Source organism: Thioalkalivibrio sp. ALJ15 (assembly GCF_000383695.1).
In the GTDB taxonomy this organism is placed as follows: Bacteria; Pseudomonadota; Gammaproteobacteria; order Ectothiorhodospirales; family Ectothiorhodospiraceae; genus Thioalkalivibrio.
In genome coordinates, this window is record NZ_KB912059.1 from 44,382 (window position 1) to 65,139 (window position 20,758).

Sequence of the window (20,758 nt, forward strand, 5' to 3'; positions counted from 1 at the left end):
CGTTGCATTTCGAGCCGGCGAATTTACTGCTGGGGCTATGCGGTGGCCGACCGCCTCTTCATCAACGTGAGAACGGAGCTGATCGGACAGGCGCCGGAGCCACAGGGGCGCAGGAGAAGATCAGGGGAATACGACACCGTTGAATTCGTGCTCTCAGTTGATTCGGGTCAGGTAGGATTCCAGCTCATTGGCCAGCCAGGTCACCACGGGACCTCCGTGGGCCTGTTCGGATTCCAGTACGCAGAAGGTCTTCCACCACTTAGCGGCCGGATGAGGGATTGTGCGAAGTTGTTCCTGGCGCAGGGCGCTGCTGATGAGCGGAAAGGGTAAATCGGCCCAGCCGGAACCTTCGATCACTGCGTCGCGGATTAATTCGTACTGCGTGAAGGCGAGGTAGTTGTCAGTGTCGGGAGACTCTGGGATCAGGCCGTCCCTGTCCAAATAGGCCATGACAATCTCCGTATGTCCGACGAGGTCGTCCTGCGTGACCCGGGGGAGGACTGCCAGTGGATGGTCGGTGGCGGTGACCGTAAGCATGCGCACGTCTGCAAGCTCTCGAAACCACTGGTAGCCCACGGTGAGCAACTGGGGCATCAAGCCGTAGGCCACATCCACGGCCTGGCGTTCCACAAGCTCCGGCAGCTCCCGGGGTGGAGCCAGATAAACGGATACGCTGGTATGCGGAAATGCGTGCTTCAGGCGACGTAGCAGGTCCCGCCACGTAGCCTCAGGGATGGCGTCGTCGCGGGCGATGCGCAACGCCGATTCGGCACCGCTCATGTGGTGCCGGCAACGGGCGTGGATCTGCCCGGCCACTTGCTGCAGGCGCTGGCAGTCGGTCACGATGCTGCCGCCCACCGGGGTGAGGTGGAGTTGATTGCCGCTGCGTTCGAACAGCACCACCCCCAGTTCGTCTTCCAACGCGCTTAAGGCGGTGCTCACCGTGGTGCGGCTGCGGCCGAGGGTGCGTGCGGCGGCCGCGACGCTGCCCTGTTTCACCACGGCGAGAAACGTTTCGATCTGGCTGTCTTTCATAGCCTCATGGTGACGGAAAACCCGTCGCTCAGCGACTCACGTTATTGAATTGGGCTCCCTAGAATAGCCAGCAATTCAATGGGAGGTCATCATGAGTTCGTTCTGGGCGCGGGAAAAAACGGCGCTGTATCTGTCTGCCACCATGGCCGGCATGTTTGCCCTTGGGGGTATCGTTTGGGGCTTGTGGGTTAACTCCCTGGTGATCCTGTTCGACGGGGCGTACTCCCTTGTAAGTCTGGTGCTGTCGTTGCTCTCGGTGTACGCCGCACGGGTTGTGCGGCGGCCAGCAAACCAGCGTTTCCCCTTCGGTCGTGCCGCGATTGAACCACTGGTTATTACCGTGAAGGGGCTGACTATTGCGCTGGTTTCCCTGTTGTCGATTGCATTGGCCTTGCACGCGCTGTTGACCGGCGGTCGCGTAGTGGAGACGGGCATGGCCATGTTATTCGCGGCCATTAGCGCAGTGGCCTGTGTGGTCGTGTGGGGTTATCTGCGCTGGGTGCAGGTTCGTACCCCCGGCGGGTTGGTCTCTGCCGAGCGCCGCCAGTGGCTGATGGATACGCTTTTGAGTGCGGCCGTCCTTGCGGGCTTCGGCCTGGCGGTGTTGCTGGAGCGCACCGCATTTTCGGAGTATGCCGTCTATGCGGATCCGGTCATGGTGCTCCTGGTGGCTGGATACTTCATTGGTGTACCGCTGAAGATGACCTTGGAAGCTGTACGCGAGCTGGTTCTGGCTGCCCCGCCGGCTGAGCTGAGAGCCCGGGTGATCACGGCTCTGAATGAGGCGGCAGTGCCGGCCCGGCAGGCACGCTATACGAAGGTTGGGCCGTACCTCCTTCTGGAGATTCGGTTGCCCGCAAGGGACATGCGGAGAGCCGAGCGGTTGCGTATCCGGCTTTACCGTTTATTAGCCGACTTGCCTGTCCGTCCGGTGGTCGTCATCCACACGGAGGGTCGTAAGGCGGAACGGGTCGTTGAGGCTGGGCCCTAGGGCAGTTGAGTCCTACCATCGGACTTGGAAGGCCCGCGGAGGCCGGCGATGGCCGGCCCCTGACGCCGGTGCAGCGCCGGATCCGGGAGTTGGAGGAAGAGAACCGCCGGCTGTGAGGGCAAGGTCATTCCAAAAAAGGCCTCGGAGCAGCGGTTCTGCGGTTTGCTGGAGATGAACCGGTCGGGCTACTGGGCATTGCAGACGTGCGGCCGGCGACCGCGCCGGCCTTGCACTGGGGCAAAGAGACGTTCGAACAGTGTGGGTGGCCCGTTGGCAGAAGCCGTGTGCAGTCGGAGCTGCGGATGGGCGATGTTGAGGTCGGCTGCTATCGGGTCCGCCATCTGATGGGGGAGGATGGGCTGTGCCGGGTCTGAAAGCGGGGGTTCGGGGTCACGGCGCAGCGGGACGAGCCGGAGGATGTGGTGGCGAAATACCTGGACAAGCAGTCCAGCCGCGTGCCCGCACGCGGCCTGTGTGGCGGACATCACCTACATACGGACCCGCGCGGGCTTGAAGGAAGTATCAGGCAAACCAGGGAGAGCCTCACCGAAGCATCACGGTCTACATCGTTGGCTACTACAACGAGCGCCGAAGGCGCGCGACCCTGAGCTAACTGTCGCTCAACGCATACGAGCGTAAGTGGGCAGCCCCAACAATTCTTGAGAGCAGGAAATCACCCGACCACTACAAGAAGTTAATCTGCTCTCAGATTCGACTCGTAGAGAGGGGTAGATGATGAGCCAGAGCCAAGCAAGCTTGACTTGGCAACTTCCCCCTCATCGCTATATCGGAGGTTTTTATGTACGATCCCCAGCTTTTCGCGTTGAGCGGTCAAGCCGCCCTTGTTACAGGGGCCGGCGCCGGAATCGGCCGAGCCATAGCCGAAAGTTTCGCCCGGGCCGGAGCTGCAGTAGTCGTCAGCGATCTGGATGCCGCTGCGGCCGCTGCGGTAGCCGAAGGTATCGAGGCCGAAGGTGGTCGTGCGACCAGCATGGCATGTGACGTTACCCGAGAAGAGGATCTTGCCGCAGCGGTGGCCAAACCGGTAGAGGCCTTCGGCAAGCTAACGCTCTTGGTCAGCAACGCCGGCGGCGGTGGACCCAAGCCCTTCGACATGCCTATGGAGGACTTTCGTCGCGCCTATGACCTGAACGTGTTTCCGCTGTTTCGCCTTGCCCAGCTGGCCGCGCCTGAGATGGAGAGGGTCGGCGGTGGCGCGATTCTCGCCATTACCTCGATGTCGGCCGAGAATAGGAACCAACACATGGCAGCGTACGGCTCCTCGAAGGCCGCCGCCAGCCACTTGGTGCGTAACATCGCCTTTGATCTTGGCCCAAAAAACATCCGCATCAACGGCATCGCGCCGGGAGCCACTCTCACCAGGGCGCTGATGTCGGTGCTCAACGACGAGATTGAGCAGCGCATGCTTGCCCGTACTCCCCTAAAACGACTCGGCGAGCCTGAGGATATTGCCAATGCGGCACTATTCCTGTGCTCTCGGGCTTCCAGCTGGATCAGCGGTCAGATCCTTACCGTTTCGGGTGGAGGGGTACAGGAACTGGATTAACCCGATGAAATTGGCGTGGTATCCGTCACAATCTGCGTTGCGAAGCCATCATACTGCACGGTGTCCCTTCCGCGCGCCTACCTGGCAACTGATCGGACGGGCGATTGCCGGTGCGCCGTGGCCATCCAACGCCAATCGGAGCACATCATGATCAGAACCACGAACGCAGCACTTATCCCGACCCTGCTCGTGATCGGGGCAGCCTTGGCGCCACCGACTTCAGCCGCCGGTGTCGAAACGGTAGCACCAATGGATTGGATGCAGGGCTTCCCGCCACCGGAGGATCGCACTATCCGTTTCACCGATGACGATTACTTCGTCGGCGATAAGCTCAAGTGGACGGTCTGCCACTTCCGTGAGTTGATGCCCACCGTCGGTGTGCGGTCTGGGCCCGAGGGTGCTCGGGCCTTGCCCTATGCATCCGACCCCGCGATTGATGACCTGACATTCCAGCCCTCCGACGGTTCAGAGTTGATGACGTGGAGTGAAGCCTTCGACGTGAATCACGCCGACGGTCTGCTAGTGCTTCACCAAGGTCGGGTGGTGTACGAGCGCTACGCCGGCTGTCTGGATGAACACACCCTGCATGGGGTGATGTCGGTTACCAAGTCGCTCACAGGGTTGATTGGCGAGACGCTAGTGGCTGAGGGCACCCTGGATGAACAGGCTCGCGTTGGTGAACTGGTGCCGGAGCTCGCTGACAGCGCCTTTGGCGACGCCACTCTGCGCCAGGTGCTTGATATGACCACCGCGCTCGACTTTTCAGAGGATTACTCTGACCCCGAGGCCGACGTATGGGCTTATGCTCAAGCTGGCAGCCCGCTGCCGCCGCCAGCAGATTACGATGGGCCTCGCGGTTACTTCGCGTTCCTTGAGACTGTAGAGAAGGCTGGTGAGCACGGAGAGGCCTTCGGCTATCGCACCATCAACTCCGATGCTTTGGGATGGATCATCTCTCGGGCCACCGGAAAGAGTGTCGCCGATTGGCTGGCTGAGCGGGTTTGGTCGCGGATAGGGGCGGAGCGAGAGGCCTTTTTCACCGTAGATTCGATCGGTACGCCGTTCGCAGGCGGTGGCTTCAACGCCACCCTGCGAGACTTGGGCCGTTTGGGCCAGCTTATTCTCGATGGGGGGCGCCTCGGAGACGAGCAGGTGCTGCCCGAGGAGGCCATAAAACGCATCCGCGAGGGCGGTGACAAGGCAGCCTTCTCTAAGGCCGGCTTCGGAGGCCTTGATGGTTGGAGTTATCGTAGCATGTGGTGGATAGGTCACGACGACCATGGCGTCTTTGCCGCTCGCGGCGTACACGGCCAGACGATCTGGATCGACCCGTCCGCAGAGATGGTAATTGTGCGCTTGGCCTCCCACCCGTTGGCGACCAACGCGGCTAACGATGCAACCTCGCTGCCGGCCTACCGGGTCTTGGCCGAGTATCTGATGGGGCAGGACACGGCCCGCTGATTGTCGCCCTCCCGTAAATTTGGCCCATTGAAAACTGGGGGTCTCCGGGCACACTAGAGCCCAAGGAGGCCGAGATGCGCGAGAGTCGGTTTACGGAAAGCCATATTGTCCAGACGCTGAAGCAGGTCGAAGGCGGCCGGAAGGTGAAGGACGTCTGTCGGGAGATCGGGGTCTCGGAAGCGAGCTACTACCAGTGGAAGTCGAAATACGGGGGCATGGAAGCGGCCGACGTTCGACGGCTGAAGGAGCTGGAGGACGAGAACAACCGGCTCAAGCGGATGTACGCCGAGCTGGCCCTGGAGAACACGGCCCTGAAGGACGTGATTGCCCAAAAAAGCTCCGAGCCCGGACGAGAAGCGCTGTGTGGTCACTGCGTTGACGCGGGAGCATGGGCAGAGTCAGCGCCGGGCCTGTCAGGTGGCCGGGGTTGCGCGGTCGGTGGTGTGGTATCGCAAGCAACCGGACCGGGACGATGCGGTGGTCGCGCTACTGCAGGAGCGGGTGGAACGCGATCCGGAGCGGGGCTTTGGCAAGCTGTTCAAGCTGATCCGACGTCGGGGCATGCCCTGGAACCACAAGCGGGTCTGGCGCGTGTACTGCGCCCTGAAGCTGAACCTGCGGCGTAAGGGCAAGCGCCGCTTGCCACCACGGGAGCCACGACCTCTGGCATCGACCGAAGCTCCGAACGCGTGCTGGTCAGCGGACTTTATGTCGGATGCGCTGTGGGACGGACAGCGCTTTCGCACCTTCAACGTCGTAGATGACTTCAACCGGGAAGCGCTGGCGGTGGAGACCGATCTGAATCTGCCCGCACCCCGTGTGATCCGGGTGCTGGAGCGTATTGCGGCCTGGCGGGGCTATCCGCAGTAACTCCGGCTCGACAATGGTCCCGAGTTCGTTTCGGCCGCGATCGCCGACTGGGCCGAGCAGAGGAGCGTGGAACTGAGCTTCATCCAGCCAGGCCAGCCCATGCAGAACGGCTTCATCGAACGGTTCAACGGCGGCTACCGCCGCGGCGTGCTGGACCTCTACGTCTTCCGAACGCCGACCGGAGACCGGTACAACGAGCGCCGAAGGTACTCGACTTTGGGATACCTGTCGCCCAACGCCTACGAGCGAAAAAAGGGACAGCCGAAACACCCATCGAGGTGTCAGAAATCACTTGACCACTACACTTGGCGCGCGCGGCCTCGGCCCTGGCGTGCCGCGCCCGCCAGCGGGCGCCAGCTCCCATCGTAGGATGCGGGTGAGCGCAGCGAATCGCATCAGGGTTGCCCCGGCGTTGGCATGGGGTCTTTCGCTGCGCTCGGAAGGCGTGACCGTGGGCCGCTACCGGGTCTGGCGCCTGATGCGGGAGCAGGGGTGCGGCCACAAAGCCTACGCTTATCGAATGATGTCGGTACTCATAAGCCGGAATAAACATCCTCCAGTTCCAGTCTATTCTTCTAACGGTCCCCCAGCTAGTGAGGAGTGGCCGTTTAGTGGCGACAATGGGAACCTCCAGTTCCGTTTACACCTAAATAAGTTAGGAGACAGGCATGAGAACAATATTCTTTATTCCGTTGCTGTTGATTACTACTGCGTTGATATTGTCGGGGAATGCGTCTGCCGTTACTTACGACTATGGAGAAGATAAGGCGGTCTACGACGTGAACTATGATGACAGTGACCGGCATACGATGGTTCTGCGGAACATACAGAACCACGTCAATGCATTAGGTGTCGACAATATTCAGGTAAAAGTCGTTTTGAGTGGAGACGGACTAAGCCTCCTTAACAAGGCGAAAGATGACGATGATCTTCGAGCGAACATCGATAATCTAAAGATGCAGAATGTCCGATTCTTGGTTTGCAATAATACCTTGGAAGGTAGACAAATTAGCCTGCATGATGACCTGTACGACGCTTCGGAAGAGGACGTCGTAGTCAGCGGTAATGCTCATATTTCGTATCTGCAACGAAAAGGATACACTTTCTTGAAACCATAGACGTATATCGGAGGAATCAAGGAAGAAGAGGCGACCTTGGGAAACAATCGGGGGGACGTAGGTAGGATCTCGATGAGCGTTGCGAGTCGCATCAGGGGCAGCCCCGGTGTTGGATTTGGTGGTTAAGTCATTCCGGATACCGCGTTAGGTGGATTTGCTGCCGTTGGATGCTCATAGTCGCTGGAAGGCAGGTAGCCCAGCGTCGAGTGGATGCGAACGGTGTTGTAGAACCGAGCGATGTCGTCCGCGAAATCCCGCCGCGCCTCGCCGTGGTTCGCGTAGCGGCGCTGCCAGACGCGTTCCCTCTTGAGGCTCAGGAAGAAGCACTCGACGACGGCATTTTCCCAGCAGTTACCCCGGCGGCTCATGCTCGCCTGGATCTGGTGCTGGGCCAGTAGCCGCCGCCAGGCGGCGCTGGTGTATTGGCAACCCTGGTTGGAGTGCAGCAGCAGTCCCGGCTCCGGTTGGCGCTGCTCCAGCGCCATCCGCAGCGCCTCGCAGGTCAGGCTCGCCGGCATCTGCCGATCGAGGGCCCAACCGATGACCTTGCGCGAGTACAGGTCGAGGATGACCGCCAGGTAGCTCCAGCCGGTGGCGGTCGGGATATAGGTAATGTCGGACACCCACGCCTGGTTCGGTCCGGCCGAGGTGAACTTGCGGTTGAGATGGTTCTCGGCGACCGGGACCCGGTCGTCGCGTTGCGTAGTGGCCACGAAGCGCCGCCGCCAGACGGGCCGCAGGCCGCGCTCGCGCATCAGCGTCCGCACCCGGTAACGGCCCACGGCTGTGCCATCCGCCTGTAAGGCTTTTGCCAGACGCCGGCTGCCGTAGGTTCGCCCGGAAGCCGCGAACACCCGCTCGAGGTGAGCGCCAGCGGCGCAGGGCACGCTTGGGCGTTCGGCCCGTGCCCGCGTCGCGTAATAGCCGGCCCGGTTTACCTCCAGCAGATCGCAGACCCGCTGCACCGAAGCCTTCTCCGTCAGGACCCTGATGCAGCGATGCATCACTTCAGTTCCCGGGCCAACAAGGCGGAGGTGCGCTCAGCCGGCCGACGCAACAGTGACCGTGAGTTTATCCGCCGGGGAGATAAAGCCCAAGGTTTTCCGCGGTCGCCGATTCAGACGGAGGGCGAGTTCATCCAGGCCGGTCTGTGAGAAGCCGGCCAGTTCCGTCTCCTTGGGGAAGTACTCGCGCTGCAGGCGGTTGGAATTCTCGTTGGTACCGCGTTGCCAAGGACTCTGCGGGTCATAGAAGTACACCTTCACATCCGTTTCGGCGATGAAGACCTTATGGCTGGCCATCTCGCTGCCGCGATCCCAGGTCAGGGTGCGTCACATGTCGCGAGGGTGGACGCAATATGCTCGACCGGATCGCACAGGTGGATGATGGCTATCTGTGTGGTGAACGCAGCGCTGGCAGGGCGGCACGCGGGTTCTGAGAAGAAGGTGCACTCGTAGCGGCGGTATTGCTAAAGGTCGCCGGGCATCCACTACGGGTCAAGCTGTGACCCCGGTAGTCACCTTCAGCGCGGAGGTCATGGGCAAGTGGGACCGCACCTAGCGGACGCCAGGCAGCACTGTGCAATTCGACGGCTTGGGTTGCTTCGGTGCCACCACGTAGCCACGGTCATCGGTGGCCGAAAGCCCCGGCAAATGCCCGAGTTCCAGTGGACCAACACCGTGCGCGACAACCTATTGAGAGATCACACCTAGGGAATGCACGCCGTGCGACGCATAGTCGGGACGATCGTCGAGCGAGTTTGGGATGCATTCGTGCCAGAGTGGCATAAAAAAACCGCCGGATGACCCATCCGGCGGCAATGTTAACGGAGGTTGGAGAGACCAAAGGCAGGAAGTCACCTTTCGTCCCGGCGACACACAGCTGTCCGGGCTGCGTATCTAAATGCGAATCATACGCAAGTGCATTTACATGTCAAGCCTTGGCCTGTGACTTCTTCTCGGTTGCGGGCTGCTGGTCACGCATGGCGCGCGCGGCCTCAACCATTGCCTCCAGCGCTGGACGGACCTCGTCCCAGCTGCGGGTCTTGAGTCCGCAGTCGGGATTGACCCACAGCCGCTCGACCGGGATCCCGCGAGCCGCCTTTTCGAGAAGGGTCACCATCTCCTGTACCGTGGGGAGGCGCGGAGAGTGGATGTCATAGACACCCGGCCCGATCTCGTTGGGGTAGATGGATCGCTCGAAGGCATCCAGCAGTTCCATGTCCGAGCGGGCGGTCTCGATGGTGATGACATCGGCATCCAGGGATGCGATGGCCTCAATGATGTCGTTGAACTCCGAGTAGCACATGTGGGTGTGGATCTGAGTCACGTCGGCTACACCGGAGGTGGCGACGCGAAAGGCGCGCGCAGCCCATTCCAGGTAGTGATTCCATTCGCCTCGACGCAGCGGCAGGCCCTCCCGGAACGCGGGTTCGTCGACCTGGATCACGCCAATGCCAGCGGCCTCGAGGTCGGCGATCTCGTCGCGCAGCGCCAGGGCGATCTGCAGGGCAGTGGCCTCGCGTGACTGGTCATCGCGCTCGAAGGCCCATTGCAGCATGGTCACCGGCCCCGTGAGCATGGCCTTGACCGGCTTGCTTGTGAGGGACTGGGCGTAACGTGTCCAGTCGACGGTCATCGGACTGGGCCGCTGCACATCGCCGTAGATGATGGGGGGTTTCACGCAGCGCGATCCGTAGCTCTGAACCCAGCCGTGCCGGGTAAAGGCATACCCGTCGAGTTGCTCGCCGAAATACTCGACCATGTCGTTGCGTTCGGGCTCGCCGTGCACCAGCACGTCCATGCCGATGTCTTCCTGGAAGCGGATTACGCGAGCGATCTCCTGGTGCATGGTGCGCAGGTAATCATCCCGGGTTAGCTCACCCCGGCGGTAGTCACGGCGCACCCGGCGAATGGTCTGCGTTTGTGGGAACGAACCGATGCTGGTGGTCGGGAATAATGGGAGGTCGAGTGAGCGTTGTTGCAACGGTGCACGCTGTTCATAGGCCAGGGCACGGCGGGCGTCATCCGGGGACAGTCCCGCCACCCGTTCCCGAACCTGCGGAATGCAAGTACGAACGGCGTTCTGGCGGTTGCTGTGCACGCGCCGACTGTGTTTCAGCTCTTTGGCGACGGCCGCGCGTCCCTCGGTCAAGCCGCGCTGGAGGATCGCCAGCTCCGCCAGTTTCTGGCGCGCGAAGGCCAGCCAGCTGCGTACCTCCGTGTCCATGCCGGTTTCCTGTTCCACGTCAACGGGCACGTGCAGCATCGAGCAGGAGGGCGCGAGCCACAGGCGAGAAATGCCGAGGCTGCTGACGGCGGGCTCCAGAGTGTCCAGGCCGGCCTCCAGATTGGTGGCCCATATGTTGCGTCCGTCGATGATTCCCAACGACAGAATCTTGTCCTGCGGCAGCCGGGCCACGAGGGTCGAGACCTCCATCGCGCCGCGCACGGCATCCACGTGGAGCCCCGCTACCGGTAGTTCCAGTGCCAGGTCGCGCTGGCTGCCAAGGCCACCGAAATAGGTCGTGAGCAAGAGGCGTGGCCCGCCGCGGTGGAGACGGTCGTAAGCCGCCCTTAGCGCCGACTGCCACTCGACGGGCAGATCCAGTGTGAGGATGGGCTCGTCGATCTGAACCCAAGAAGCTCCCTCTGCGCTGATCCACTCCAGGAGTTCCTGATAGGCCGGGAGGAGCCGGTCAAGCAGTTCCAGTGGCTCCCCGTCATCCTTCATCTTCGCCAGGTACAGAAAGCTGACCGGCCCCAGCAGGACAGGCTTGGGCTGCAGACCCATCTCGCGCGCCTCCCGGATCTCCGTTCGTAGTCTGTCCGGAATGGCCGCAAAGGTTTGTTCGAGGGTCAGCTCCGGGACCAGGTAGTGGTAGTTGGTGTCGAACCACTTGGTCATCTCCAGCGCCGGCACATCGGGCAACGCATCGTTGTGGGAACGACCGCGAGCCATGTAGAAAGCTAGGTCCAGCGGGTGCTCGGCCGCTGCGGCATGAAAGCGCTCCGGCAGAACGCCCAGCGTCAGCATCATGTCGAGCACGTGGTCGTAGAAACTGAAGTCGCCGACCGGGACCTGTTGGATGCCAGCTTCGCGTTGCCAGGCCCAATGACGCTGCCGTAACTCGCGGCCCGAGGTTTCCAGTTGATCGCGGCTGATGTTGCCGCTCCAGTAACGCTCAAGAGCCGTCTTCAGCTCGCGGCGGGCGCCAATGCGGGGAAAGCCAAGATTATGGGTGGTGATCATGGATCTATAGACTCCGGGTTGAACACGGCGTCCAGTCTCGTCATGCTTGATGCATGAGTAAAACGATATTTCTTCACGGACACCATGAATGCCACTCATGATCTGTCGGGAGTACTCGAGCTCCGGCATCTGCGGGCGGTTTGCGAGATCGTGCGGTTGGGGAGTGTGACTGCCGCAGCTGATAGCCTTTGCGTAACTCAGTCGGCACTGTCGCATCAGTTGCGCCAGCTTGAAGACCGACTGGGTGTGACCCTCTTCGAACGCCGAACGCGTCCGGTGCGGTTATCGGCTGCCGGAGAACGGCTACTGCAGGCGGCTGATCGGGTGTTGCCCGAAGTCACCGCCGCGCAGCGTGATGTCGTGCAGATCCGCGACGGCGGACGTGGCCGACTGTTTCTGGTGCTGGAGTGCCACAGCTGCTTTCAGTGGCTGATGCCGGCGGTAGGTGCCTTTCGACGGCACTGGCCGGAGGTGGAGCTGGATCTTACCCTTAGCCATGGATTCACGGCACTGGACGCCCTGCGCAACGGTGACGTGGATGTCGCCGTTGCGGTCGACCCTGTGGATGATCCCGAACTCGAGTCGGTACACCTGATGGAGTACGAGAACCTGCTCGTGGTGCCGGCCGGCCACCGGTTGGCCGAGCGGCCCTGCGTGTTGCCTGAGGATCTGCGCGGGGAGACGCTGATCACCTACCCGGTCAGCGAGGAGCGTCTGGATATCTATCGGCGCTTTCTGCACCCGGCCGGGGTGACGGTCCCGCGCCGGACGACCGAGGTTAGTGCGATGCTGCTGCAACTGGTAGCGAGCCGCCGTGGTGTGGCGGTTTTGCCGGATTGGGCCCTGCCCGAGCTGGAGGCGGGGCTCAACGGGGGAGAGAGTGAGCGTGTCGCGACCCGTCGTGTCCGGCTTGGTCACGACGGTCTGTGGAGCAACCTTGCCATCACGATGCGCCGTGCAGACCGGGAGCGTCCTCACAATCTCGACTTCATCGCGACTGCGCGCGACATTTTGCGTGAGGCTCGGGCGTAGAACTGTCAACTCGATTTTCGGATGTGGCGGACGTTCGTGGTGGATAAGCGGGTCTGGGAGGCCGCGAGGCACCAAAAATAAGTCCCCTGCTGGGGAGCCGACAGGGGGGGTACGAGTGCCCGCTAGCGGCTGGAACTAGATGTGATCTCCCAATAGGTGGTCTACGGGACGACTCCGAAGGATGCTGAGTTTGCCGACTGAGCGATTCCAAGGAGGACGCCCCGTGAACCTTCATCAAAATGCCTTAATGGGCCCCCGTGGTCGAGAGCGGAGGATCCGTTTGGTGGTCGACCATGGCCAGACTGTTCGGGCCACGGCGCGGGTCTGTGGCGTGGATCTAATCCGGGGATGTGTACAGTAGCCCCGCTGCCGGCGGGGGCCGCGCAGCGTGATCAGACAGGCAGCTGTTCGTTGAAATGATCGAAGGCCGCTGCAGGACGGAATACATCGACAGGGTGGGGGAGTCGGTCATTGCGTGTTCTCGGATCGAGCGCTGAGTTCCGGGATTGTATCGCCCCGCTTTTGTCGCGAATGGGAGTGTCACAGACGAGGGGGCAAGGGCTTTTACTGTCACGGAAGCTGGCACAGGCTTGGCGCGTCTGAGTGGCCTTCTAGCGCATGCCTGATGCGTGTCACGTGCGCTAGTCTTGGAGTTGTCCCCGAGGTGGTCATGAGCGCAAAAGATCCCTTCCCCGTTGCCAGTAGCACCGCTGACCTCTTCAGCGACTTCCCGGATCAGTCGCGAGAGGTGGATGTGGAGGTCCTTTGGCCACCGCCGGATCGTTTCCCGCTCAATGTCGACGGGCGGACGGTGCGCGAGCGGGTGATTGCGGACCTGGTGTCTGCGGATTCGCCATTGGTGGTGGCGGGCTACGGGGCACTGGAAGAGCTCATCCGTCTGGAGGCGGATCTGGGGGAGGTTCGGCCGCTTCGCGTTCTTTTTGGTAACGAGCCGAGTGCAGGGGAGGGTGGTCACCGCAGTCTTAAGGCGTCGAGTTTTCCCGAAGAGGTCGAGCAGTACTGGCTGGATCGAGGGATCTCCCTGCGCCTGTCAGCCCGGCTGATTCATTTTCGGGAGCGGCTCCGGGAGGGCGCCGTCGAGGCGCGGTACTGGCCCGACACGCAGCGGCCGCTGCACGCCAAGATCTATCTCGGGGAGGGGGCTGTAACGCTCGGTTCGAGCAATTTCAGCAAGAATGGGCTGGAGCGTCAGCACGAGGCGAATGCGCGGTTCACTGCAACGGGTGAACCGAGGCGTTACCGCGAGGCGGCGGCGCTGGCCGAGCAGTTCTGGTCGCTTGGGCATGACTACACCGATGCGCTTCTGGCGCTGCTCGAGCGTCTGCTGCATGTCGTCGGGTGGCGTGATGCGCTAGCCCGCGCCTGCGGGGAGCTGCTGGAGGGTGACTGGGCGAAGGGTTTTCTGCAGCAGGTCGACCGCGAGGCCTTCCGTGCGCTGTGGCCGGCCCAGCGTCAGGGGATCGCACAGGCGCTGTATCTGCTGGATCGTCAGGGTGCGGTGCTGATTGCGGATGCGACGGGTTCCGGCAAGACGCGCATGGGTGCGCATCTCCTGCGGGCGCAGCAGGCGCGGATCCAGGGGGCGGGCGGGATGCCCCGCTCGGTCATGATTGCACCATCGACGGTCGTGGAGGAGTGGGAGCGGGAGGCCTCCCGGGCCGACACCGCGCTGGATGTCTTTTCGGTTGGCCTGCTCAGTCACGGCAGCCGCAAGGCATGGCAGCTGGATGATGCCCTGAGGCGGGCGCGCCTGCTGGCCGTGGACGAGTGCCACAACTTCCACAATCGCCGCTCGCGCCGGACACGGCGGCTGTTTACCAACCATCTTGCCGATGACGTGCTGCTGTTTACCGCTACGCCGATCAACCGGAATGTCGATGACCTGGTCCGGATCGCGGATCTCCTCGGCGCCGACAACCTGCAGCCGAGCACGCTGAAAGCCCTGGAAAGGGTCAATCGTCCCGGTCGCTGGCACGGACTGGGCGACGATGAGGCCGCCCGGCTGCGGGACGAGATCCGTACATTCACCATTCGCCGTACCAAGCGCATGTTCAATGCGCTGATTGATCGCGAGCCCGAGGTCTATCGGGATCACTCGGGGCGGCCCTGCCGGTATCCGGAGCACCGCTCGTACAGCTATTCCCTGGGGGAACCGGCTACCGACCGTGAACGCGCCAGTCGGATCCGGGGGCTTCTCGATCAGCTCTTTGGCGTGGTCCAGATTCCGGTGGTCCTGGAGCTGAGCGCCGTACAACGGCAGCAGGGGCTCACCGAGGATCAGTATCGTGACAACCTGCTGCTCGGGGCGCACAAGCTGGTCCGCTACCGGGTCATGGCGGCCCTGCGGTCTTCGCGTGCGGCATTGGTCGAGCACCTGTGCGGAACGACGGTGGCTCGGGCCGAGTTCGGGTTGGAGCATTACGCCAAGTCCGCCGATACAGGAGATGTCCTGGGCAAGCTCAAGCAACCCGGGCGTGTGCCCGAGAACCGGCTGGGCGTGCCCTTGCCTGCTTGGCTTACCGATGCGGACGCCTGGGCATCAGCCCACGCGCACGATCACCGGATCCTCTCGCAGGTCTTGGACGAGGTGCGCGCCATGAGTCCGGCGCGGGAGCACGCCAAGGTCGCCCATCTGGCCAGACTGGCGGCGCGCCACGAACGGGTGCTGGCTTTCGACAGCCGTCTGATTACCATCGCGGCCCTGAGCGCCCAGCTCGAAGAGCGGCTGCCGGGCGTCGAGATCTGGCAGGCCACGGGCAGCGACGAGCGAAGCCGCCAGGCGGTGCTCCGTGCATTTCGGCCGGGTGACGACGAGCAGGCCGGCGTGGCGCTGTGTTCGGATAGTCTGTCCGAGGGGGTGAACCTGCAGGCGGCCTCGGCGCTGGTCCATCTCGACATGCCCTCGGTGATACGCGTGGCCGAACAGCGAACTGGGCGCGTCGATCGCCTCGACAGTCCCCATGCCGAGGTCGAGGTCTGGTGGCCTCGGGATGCCGAGGAGTTCGCTCTCAGTGCCGATGCTCGCTTCCTGGACCGGGCCGATGCGGTGACGGAACTTCTTGGGACCAATCTCCCGTTGCCGGAAGACCTGGAACAGCGGTCACGGGATAGCGTTGACGCTGACACCCTGATCCGCGAATACGAGCGTACCGCTCGCTCCATCGAGGAAGCCGAACCGCATGATGCCTTTGCCGCAGTGCGCGGACTGGTGGAAGGCGCGGGTGCGCTGGTCGAATCCGAAATCTACGAGTATTACCGTCAGCGCTCCGTGCGGGTCCTTTCGCGGGTCAGCGTGGTGGCCAGCGACACGGTATGGGCCTTCTTCTGCCTGGCCGGCAGTGCGGACCGCGCACCGCGCTGGTTCTTCTTCTCCGGCCCGGATGCCGAAGCCGCGACTTCACTGGACAAAGTGGCCGCCGCGCTTCGCGAGCGACTGGCGCCCGATCCACCCAATGGTGAAATCGACGAGCCGGCCGCGAGATGGCTGGCGCACTTTTCCGAGCGCCTCCCGGAGGCCGAGCGGGCGCAGTTGCCGCTGCGCAAGCAACGTGCCCTGCAGGAGATGGCCGAGGTCCTCAAGGGCTTTTGCGAGGAGGCGGCTCGCCAGAGGGAGCAGACACGACTCGACGCCTACCTCGATCTGCGCAATCTGCTGGCGCAAAAGCCGGAGACGTTGACGGGCGGCGAGCCGGATTGGGAGGCACTCGCCAATCGCTGGCTGGAGCTCATCCGTCCCTACTGGTATCGCCGCCTGACCCAGCAGCGCCGGGGTTTTCTCCGCCTGCGGGATCTGCGCAAGGAGCTCATTGAGGCGGAAGCCGAACTGGGACCCGAGGTGCTGGAGGCGTTTGCCACCCTCCCGCTTCACAGTTCCGCGGAGGAGCGGGTAGTCGCGGCCATTCTCGGCATGCCTGTTCGCTGATCAGGCGCCGGCCGGGTCAGCCTGCTTCGTCGGAGAGATGGCTCATCGGCTCCATGCACGACCCACAGATAACCTCGGTTTCCGGTCGGGCCCAGACCCGCGCCTCGCAGGTCGGGCAGTTCATGCGCACACGGGGATCCGGGCGTGGCGCGGGCGGCGCGAACACCGCTGGTTTTTCGGTATCGTCGGGTATCGCGATCGTCTCGGCCGGTGCGGGGGCGCTGGCGACGGCCAGACCCTGTTCGGCCAGGGCCTCCTGCACCTGGGCAACCGATTCGGGATCGGTGGGGGCATGCCGGTCGAACCAGGGTAGTTCGAACCCGGTGGCCAGCAGGTCCGAGCAGGCTCGGGTGAACGGACCGTTGGGCTGGATGTAGTGCGTGACCCGACGCCCGGTCTGTTTGCCATCCGGCAGGCCGGTATCGCTCGGCACCAGACCGATTGCTTCCATCTTGCCGGCCCACTCCCGATTGTGGTGGTTCGAACGGCTCGGGCGGCCGAAGCACTCCTGCCAGTGATGCACCATCTCATGCACCAGCGTGGACAGCGCGACCTCCAGCGGATTCAGGGTGAAGTACCCCGGATGAACACCCAGCTCGTGGATGATCGTGCCGTCGCCGGAGATGAAGCGCTCGGCGTGGTGGTAGCCTCGCTGCCGACGGGAGCTGCGCAGCGTGATTAGGCAGGGCGGCAATTCGTTGTCGAACAGCCGTTCGTTGAAATGATCGAAGGCCCGCTGCAGGGCGGAGTACATCGACAGGGTGGGGGAGTCGGTCATGGTGCGTTTCCGGGATCGAGTCTTGAGTCCCGAGATTGTATCGCCCCGTTTTTGTCACAAATCCGGTCACAAACTGGGCGAGCCGAGACCTGTCCCGTCCAGGATCGGGTTCGTCCATAGAATCGTTTCACCAAATGCTTGGGAGAGAAATCGAAGGGTTATATATCAGACCTTTAATGATGTAGTATCTTCTCAATAATCATTTCAATTGGAAGGTTCGGATGAGGAGCAAGCGAGAGGCAGCGCATCAGCAGCTCGGCTTGGCGCTTGCCAGACTCGCCCCGGTGCGTGCAGCCGATCTTGCCCGCGAGCTGGGGCTGTCGGTCCCCACCCTTCACCGACTGCTGCAGGAGACGCCCGAGCCCGTGCTTGCGGCCGGGCGGGCCCGGCGTACTCGCTACGCTCTGCGCAGAGCGCTGCGAGGCGACTTCGCGCCCACTCCCATCCGTGTGATTGATGAAGCCGGCCAGCCGCACGAGCTCACGGAGCTCTCGCCCATCCAGCCACAGGGCTGCCATGCCGACTTCGGTGGCTCGGATTGGCCTTTGGAAGATGACGACGAGACCCCCGAAGGATGGTGGGCCGGTCTGCCATACCCTTTGTACGATATGCGCCCCCAGGGCTACCTCGGGCGCCAGCTGGCGCATCGCTTGCAAGACACGCTCGGGGTGTCACCCAATCCAGATGCCTGGAGTGACGACGATATCCTCTGGGTTCTGAGTCGTGTGGGGTCCGATCTCCCGGGCAACCTGGTCGTTGGTGATGTCGCATTCAAGGGCTGGCAGAAGGCCCGCCTGGATCCCCCTCCGATTCTCGGGGCGGATGAAATCGAAGGGATGTATGTGAAGGCGGCGGAGGAGGCCATCTCGCTGGGTCTTGCGGGCTCCAGTGCTGCGGGTGAGTTCCCGAAGTTCACCGCCCTTCGGGACCTGCAGGGCAGTCATAGTCCGCACGTCATCGTGAAGTTTTCGGGTGCGGACGAGTCCGCGACCGTGCAGCGCTGGTCCGATCTGCTGGTGGCGGAGCATCTGGCTCTGGAGGCGGTCGCGGCGCTCCCCGGCGTGCAGAGTCCGCCCAGCCGAATCCTCCAGCAACAGGGTCGCACGTTCCTGGAGATCGAGCGCTTCGATCGTAACGGACTGTTCGGCCGCAGCCCGGTGGTGACGCTGGAGACCGTGAACGCGGCCTTGCTTGGCCATGCGCCTTTGGCATGGGACGCCCTCGCCCAGGGACTCGCCGACAAGCGTCTGCTGGCGCCGGAGGCGGTTGCAGCCATCCGTCACATCACCTGGTTCGGAAGACTGATTGCCAATAACGACATGCACCTGGGCAATCTCGCCTTTCGACCGGAGGGCGGTCGGCTTGTCCTGTGCCCGGTCTACGACATGCTCCCGATGGCCTACGCGCCGCTCCCGGGTGGCGAGTTGCCGCGCGTGACGTTCGAGCCCGCCCTGCCATTGCCCCGTGAACATGGTGCGTGGGTCGCCACTTGTCACGCCGCGATCGGGTACTGGCAAACCGTGTCGGATGACACCCGCATCCGTTCCACGTTTCGCAGGATTGCATCCGAAAACGCCCTCGAGCTGCAAAGGCGCATGGCACTCGTTGTGCCCTGATCACTCGCCGTGCGGTGCCCATTGGACGCGGGCATCTATCTAACGACAATTACTCTGGCCGTCCAAGAAGACCTACAGCGTCAGATGCGCTCGGCATCCGCCGCACTCCGCATACGCTTGGAAATGCGGAGAAAGATCCGCATAATCTCCGCATATTATGCGGAGATTGGCGTGCTATATATCTGGGAGTTGACCGGTTGGCCCCACTGGCAGTGGGACGCGGAACATATCGCGCCGATGCTGGCCGCGGCCGCGCGCGAGCAGGGTCGGCTGCTCGGGCGGATGCAGGGGTTGGGTTTCGCGCTGCGCGAGGAAGCGTCGCTTCGGATGCTGTCGGAGGATATCGTGGATTCCGGCGCGATCGAGGGCGAACGGCTCCCCCTCGATCAGGTGCGCTCTTCCCTGGCACGTCGCCTCGGGCTGAAGGCCGGGGGACTGGTCGCTTCAGGGCGGGATGTCGACGGCATGGTCGAACTGATGCTGGATGCCACGAAGGCCTTTGACCGTGAACTGACAGTGGATCGGCTGTTCGACTGGCACGCGGCGCTGTTTCCGACGGGGCGTAGCGGAATGACGCGGATTCCGGTCGCGCGCTGGCGGGATGACGAAGAAGGGCCGATGGATGTGGTGTCGGGTCCCGTTGGCCGGGAGACGGTGCACTTCTCCGCGCCACCGGCCGAACGAATCCCGGGGGAGGTCAACGCTTTCCTCTCCTGGTTCAAGACACCTGGACCGCTGGATCCGCTATTGGTGGCGGGGCTGGCTCACCTCTGGTTCGTGACGATTCACCCGTTCGAGGATGGAAACGGGCGTATCGCGCGGGCGATCGCCGATATGGCGCTGGCACGAGCGGATGGTTCGGCGGAACGTTTCTACAGCATGTCCGGGCAGATCCTTCGGGAACGCAGCGATTATTACGCGATCCTGGAGCGGACCCAGAAACAGGAAGACCTGGATATCACCCTGTGGCTGGAATGGTTCCTGGGCTGCCTGCAGCGTTCGCTGGACAGCGCTCAGGATGCACTCGAGCACGTGCTGTTCAAGGCACAATTCTGGGAGCGGTTCGCCACCGAGCCGCTCAATGCCCGACAGATCAAGGTACTCAATCGCTTGCTGGATGGGTTCGAAGGCGGGATGACCTCTTCGCGTTGGGCCCGGATGGCCAAGTGTTCGCAGGACACGGCACAGCGGGATATTGCGGACCTGGTGGGCCGGGGCGCGTTGAAGAAGAACCCGGGCAGTGGACGCAGCACGAGTTACTCTTTGCCAGAAACGCTTGCATGACCCCGATCAGGGCGCCGAGCTGTTAAGCAATGCTGTCCGCTCTCAACCACGGCATCGCGGTAAACCATTTTGATGAAGGTCCACCCGTCTCCCGCAAGAATGACGTAATCGCCGATCCCTACATGGTTATCCGTCGTCTTCAAAACCAGCTGTTGCGAGATCACGCCTAAGTTCCTGCAGACGCAGCTCAAGCGCCGCCAAAAGAGCCTCTAGCACCTGCACCTCATCTCTCGGCTGTAGCCAATCCAGCTTTTTTCCTCCACCGTGTGTAAAGCCGAGAGGTAGTTCTGCCGCCCATCCTTTTACTTCTGTGTCGATCCTGCGAGTATTTGGGAGGGGGAGTGCTCGCCTGGGGAAAAGATTAGCAGTGATCTTGAATCGTACTTTCGGTTCCTCAACCTTTAGAGTGGCGGGTTCTCCCTCGGGCTTCGGTATGAATGGTCGCTCTAGGACGTAATTATCGTTCGCGGGCAGACCATCGACAGTCATTTTCTCTATCGATCTTCGGAGCTGTTTCTTGTCGCGTGCGCTCGCCGATGCAAGCTTATTCCGCAGCATTCCGACTTGCGCGGATAGCGCATTCCGAAAAGGCTCTATATGAGCGCGATCCCGGAACACGAATATGAGGGTCACGTGCACATCATCTCGCCTGATTAATGTCTCCTGTGGCTCTTCGTCGGCACTCAGGCGCATAGGCTGAATATCATGCAGAAATTGCACGGCAAGGGAGTGGGCAGTTCGACGTTCGATTGCTTCAATCCTTACCTCGATCGAATTTCGGTTTTCTCGTACATCCATGTACTTCTTCCTCC

Annotated in this window: 13 protein-coding genes and 2 pseudogenes; 9 read left to right on the plus strand and 6 right to left on the minus strand. The window is 62.4% G+C overall.

The annotated features are described in order from the left end of the window. Positions 1-153: 153 nt before the first annotated feature. Positions 154-1,035, minus strand: a complete 882-nt coding sequence (locus tag G015_RS0109530) for a LysR family transcriptional regulator (RefSeq protein WP_020146587.1) — start codon at positions 1,033-1,035, stop codon at positions 154-156. A 91-nt stretch (positions 1,036-1,126) separates the two neighbouring features. Between G015_RS0109530 and G015_RS0109535 the strand changes: the two genes are divergently transcribed. From G015_RS0109535 to G015_RS0109560, 5 genes and pseudogenes are all read left to right on the plus strand, one after another. Next, positions 1,127-2,026, plus strand: a complete 900-nt coding sequence (locus G015_RS0109535) for a cation diffusion facilitator family transporter (RefSeq protein ID WP_018174399.1) — start codon at positions 1,127-1,129, stop codon at positions 2,024-2,026. A 799-nt stretch (positions 2,027-2,825) separates the two neighbouring features. Beyond that, positions 2,826-3,593 (plus strand): 7-alpha-hydroxysteroid dehydrogenase, encoded by a 768-nt coding sequence (gene hdhA, locus G015_RS0109540; RefSeq protein ID WP_020146588.1) that lies wholly within the window; start codon positions 2,826-2,828, stop codon positions 3,591-3,593. A 147-nt stretch (positions 3,594-3,740) separates the two neighbouring features. After that, positions 3,741-5,054: a serine hydrolase gene (locus G015_RS0109545; RefSeq protein WP_019592062.1), complete on the plus strand. Its 1,314-nt coding sequence runs from the start codon at positions 3,741-3,743 to the stop codon at positions 5,052-5,054. A 74-nt stretch (positions 5,055-5,128) separates the two neighbouring features. After that, positions 5,129-6,185, plus strand: a pseudogene (locus tag G015_RS13675) (IS3 family transposase); the annotation flags it as partial. Between the two features lie 407 nt (positions 6,186-6,592). Continuing rightward, positions 6,593-7,042 (plus strand): DsrE family protein, encoded by a 450-nt coding sequence (locus G015_RS0109560; protein ID WP_020146590.1) that lies wholly within the window; start codon positions 6,593-6,595, stop codon positions 7,040-7,042. A gap of 122 nt (positions 7,043-7,164) precedes the next feature. On the opposite strand, the gene G015_RS13680 is transcribed toward G015_RS0109560, so the two are convergent. The 3 genes and pseudogenes from G015_RS13680 to metE all read right to left on the minus strand — a co-directional run bounded on the left by G015_RS13680 (position 7,165) and on the right by metE (position 11,293). Then, the gene (locus G015_RS13680) at positions 7,165-8,046 is read right to left on the minus strand and encodes an IS3 family transposase (RefSeq protein WP_020146591.1); all 882 of its coding nucleotides are present in this window, start codon (positions 8,044-8,046) and stop codon (positions 7,165-7,167) included. A gap of 36 nt (positions 8,047-8,082) precedes the next feature. Then, positions 8,083-8,373, minus strand: a pseudogene (locus G015_RS0109570) (IS30 family transposase); the annotation flags it as partial. Between the two features lie 601 nt (positions 8,374-8,974). Further along, positions 8,975-11,293: a 5-methyltetrahydropteroyltriglutamate--homocysteine S-methyltransferase gene (gene metE / locus G015_RS0109575; RefSeq protein ID WP_020146592.1), complete on the minus strand. Its 2,319-nt coding sequence runs from the start codon at positions 11,291-11,293 to the stop codon at positions 8,975-8,977. An 84-nt stretch (positions 11,294-11,377) separates the two neighbouring features. Here metE and G015_RS0109580 point away from each other — a divergent pair, with 84 nt between their 5' ends. Further along, positions 11,378-12,325, plus strand: a complete 948-nt coding sequence (locus G015_RS0109580; protein ID WP_081622244.1) for a LysR family transcriptional regulator — start codon at positions 11,378-11,380, stop codon at positions 12,323-12,325. 670 nt (positions 12,326-12,995) lie between these two features. Continuing rightward, positions 12,996-16,268: a helicase-related protein gene (locus G015_RS0109585; protein ID WP_020146594.1), complete on the plus strand. Its 3,273-nt coding sequence runs from the start codon at positions 12,996-12,998 to the stop codon at positions 16,266-16,268. 16 nt (positions 16,269-16,284) lie between these two features. On the opposite strand, the gene G015_RS0109590 is transcribed toward G015_RS0109585, so the two are convergent. After that, the gene (locus tag G015_RS0109590) at positions 16,285-17,046 is read right to left on the minus strand and encodes a SprT-like domain-containing protein (protein WP_018873949.1); all 762 of its coding nucleotides are present in this window, start codon (positions 17,044-17,046) and stop codon (positions 16,285-16,287) included. A 221-nt stretch (positions 17,047-17,267) separates the two neighbouring features. On the opposite strand from G015_RS0109590, the gene yjjJ reads away from it, so the two are divergent. Both yjjJ and G015_RS0109615 read left to right on the plus strand, forming a co-directional pair. Then, entirely contained in the window at positions 17,268-18,662 is a 1,395-nt protein-coding gene (gene yjjJ / locus G015_RS13685) for a type II toxin-antitoxin system HipA family toxin YjjJ (RefSeq protein WP_083925128.1), read from the plus strand. 171 nt (positions 18,663-18,833) lie between these two features. Next, a complete protein-coding gene (locus G015_RS0109615) occupies positions 18,834-19,946 on the plus strand; it encodes a Fic family protein (protein WP_020146596.1) in 1,113 nt (370 codons plus the stop codon). Positions 19,947-20,072: 126 nt separating this feature from the next. Here the strand turns inward: G015_RS0109615 and G015_RS14245 are convergent, their stop codons facing one another. Next, entirely contained in the window at positions 20,073-20,744 is a 672-nt protein-coding gene (locus tag G015_RS14245) for a hypothetical protein (protein WP_155996919.1), read from the minus strand. Positions 20,745-20,758: the final 14 nt, after the last annotated feature.

Bases quoted from the DNA above. Each gene is read 5' to 3' on its own strand.
- G015_RS0109530 (WP_020146587.1), bottom strand. From the start codon at position 1,035: ATGAAAGACAGCCAGATCGAAACGTTTCTCGCCGTGGTGAAACAGGGC.
- G015_RS0109585 (WP_020146594.1), top strand. From the start codon at position 12,996: ATGAGCGCAAAAGATCCCTTCCCCGTTGCCAGTAGCACCGCTGACCTC.
- hdhA (WP_020146588.1), top strand. From the start codon at position 2,826: ATGTACGATCCCCAGCTTTTCGCGTTGAGCGGTCAAGCCGCCCTTGTT.
- G015_RS0109590 (WP_018873949.1), bottom strand. From the start codon at position 17,046: ATGACCGACTCCCCCACCCTGTCGATGTACTCCGCCCTGCAGCGGGCC.
- G015_RS0109535 (WP_018174399.1), top strand. From the start codon at position 1,127: ATGAGTTCGTTCTGGGCGCGGGAAAAAACGGCGCTGTATCTGTCTGCC.
- metE (WP_020146592.1), bottom strand. From the start codon at position 11,293: ATGATCACCACCCATAATCTTGGCTTTCCCCGCATTGGCGCCCGCCGC.
- yjjJ (WP_083925128.1), top strand. From the start codon at position 17,268: ATGAGGAGCAAGCGAGAGGCAGCGCATCAGCAGCTCGGCTTGGCGCTT.
- G015_RS13680 (WP_020146591.1), bottom strand. From the start codon at position 8,046: ATGCATCGCTGCATCAGGGTCCTGACGGAGAAGGCTTCGGTGCAGCGG.
- G015_RS0109545 (WP_019592062.1), top strand. From the start codon at position 3,741: ATGATCAGAACCACGAACGCAGCACTTATCCCGACCCTGCTCGTGATC.
- G015_RS0109580 (WP_081622244.1), top strand. From the start codon at position 11,378: ATGAATGCCACTCATGATCTGTCGGGAGTACTCGAGCTCCGGCATCTG.
- G015_RS14245 (WP_155996919.1), bottom strand. From the start codon at position 20,744: ATGGATGTACGAGAAAACCGAAATTCGATCGAGGTAAGGATTGAAGCA.
- G015_RS0109560 (WP_020146590.1), top strand. From the start codon at position 6,593: ATGAGAACAATATTCTTTATTCCGTTGCTGTTGATTACTACTGCGTTG.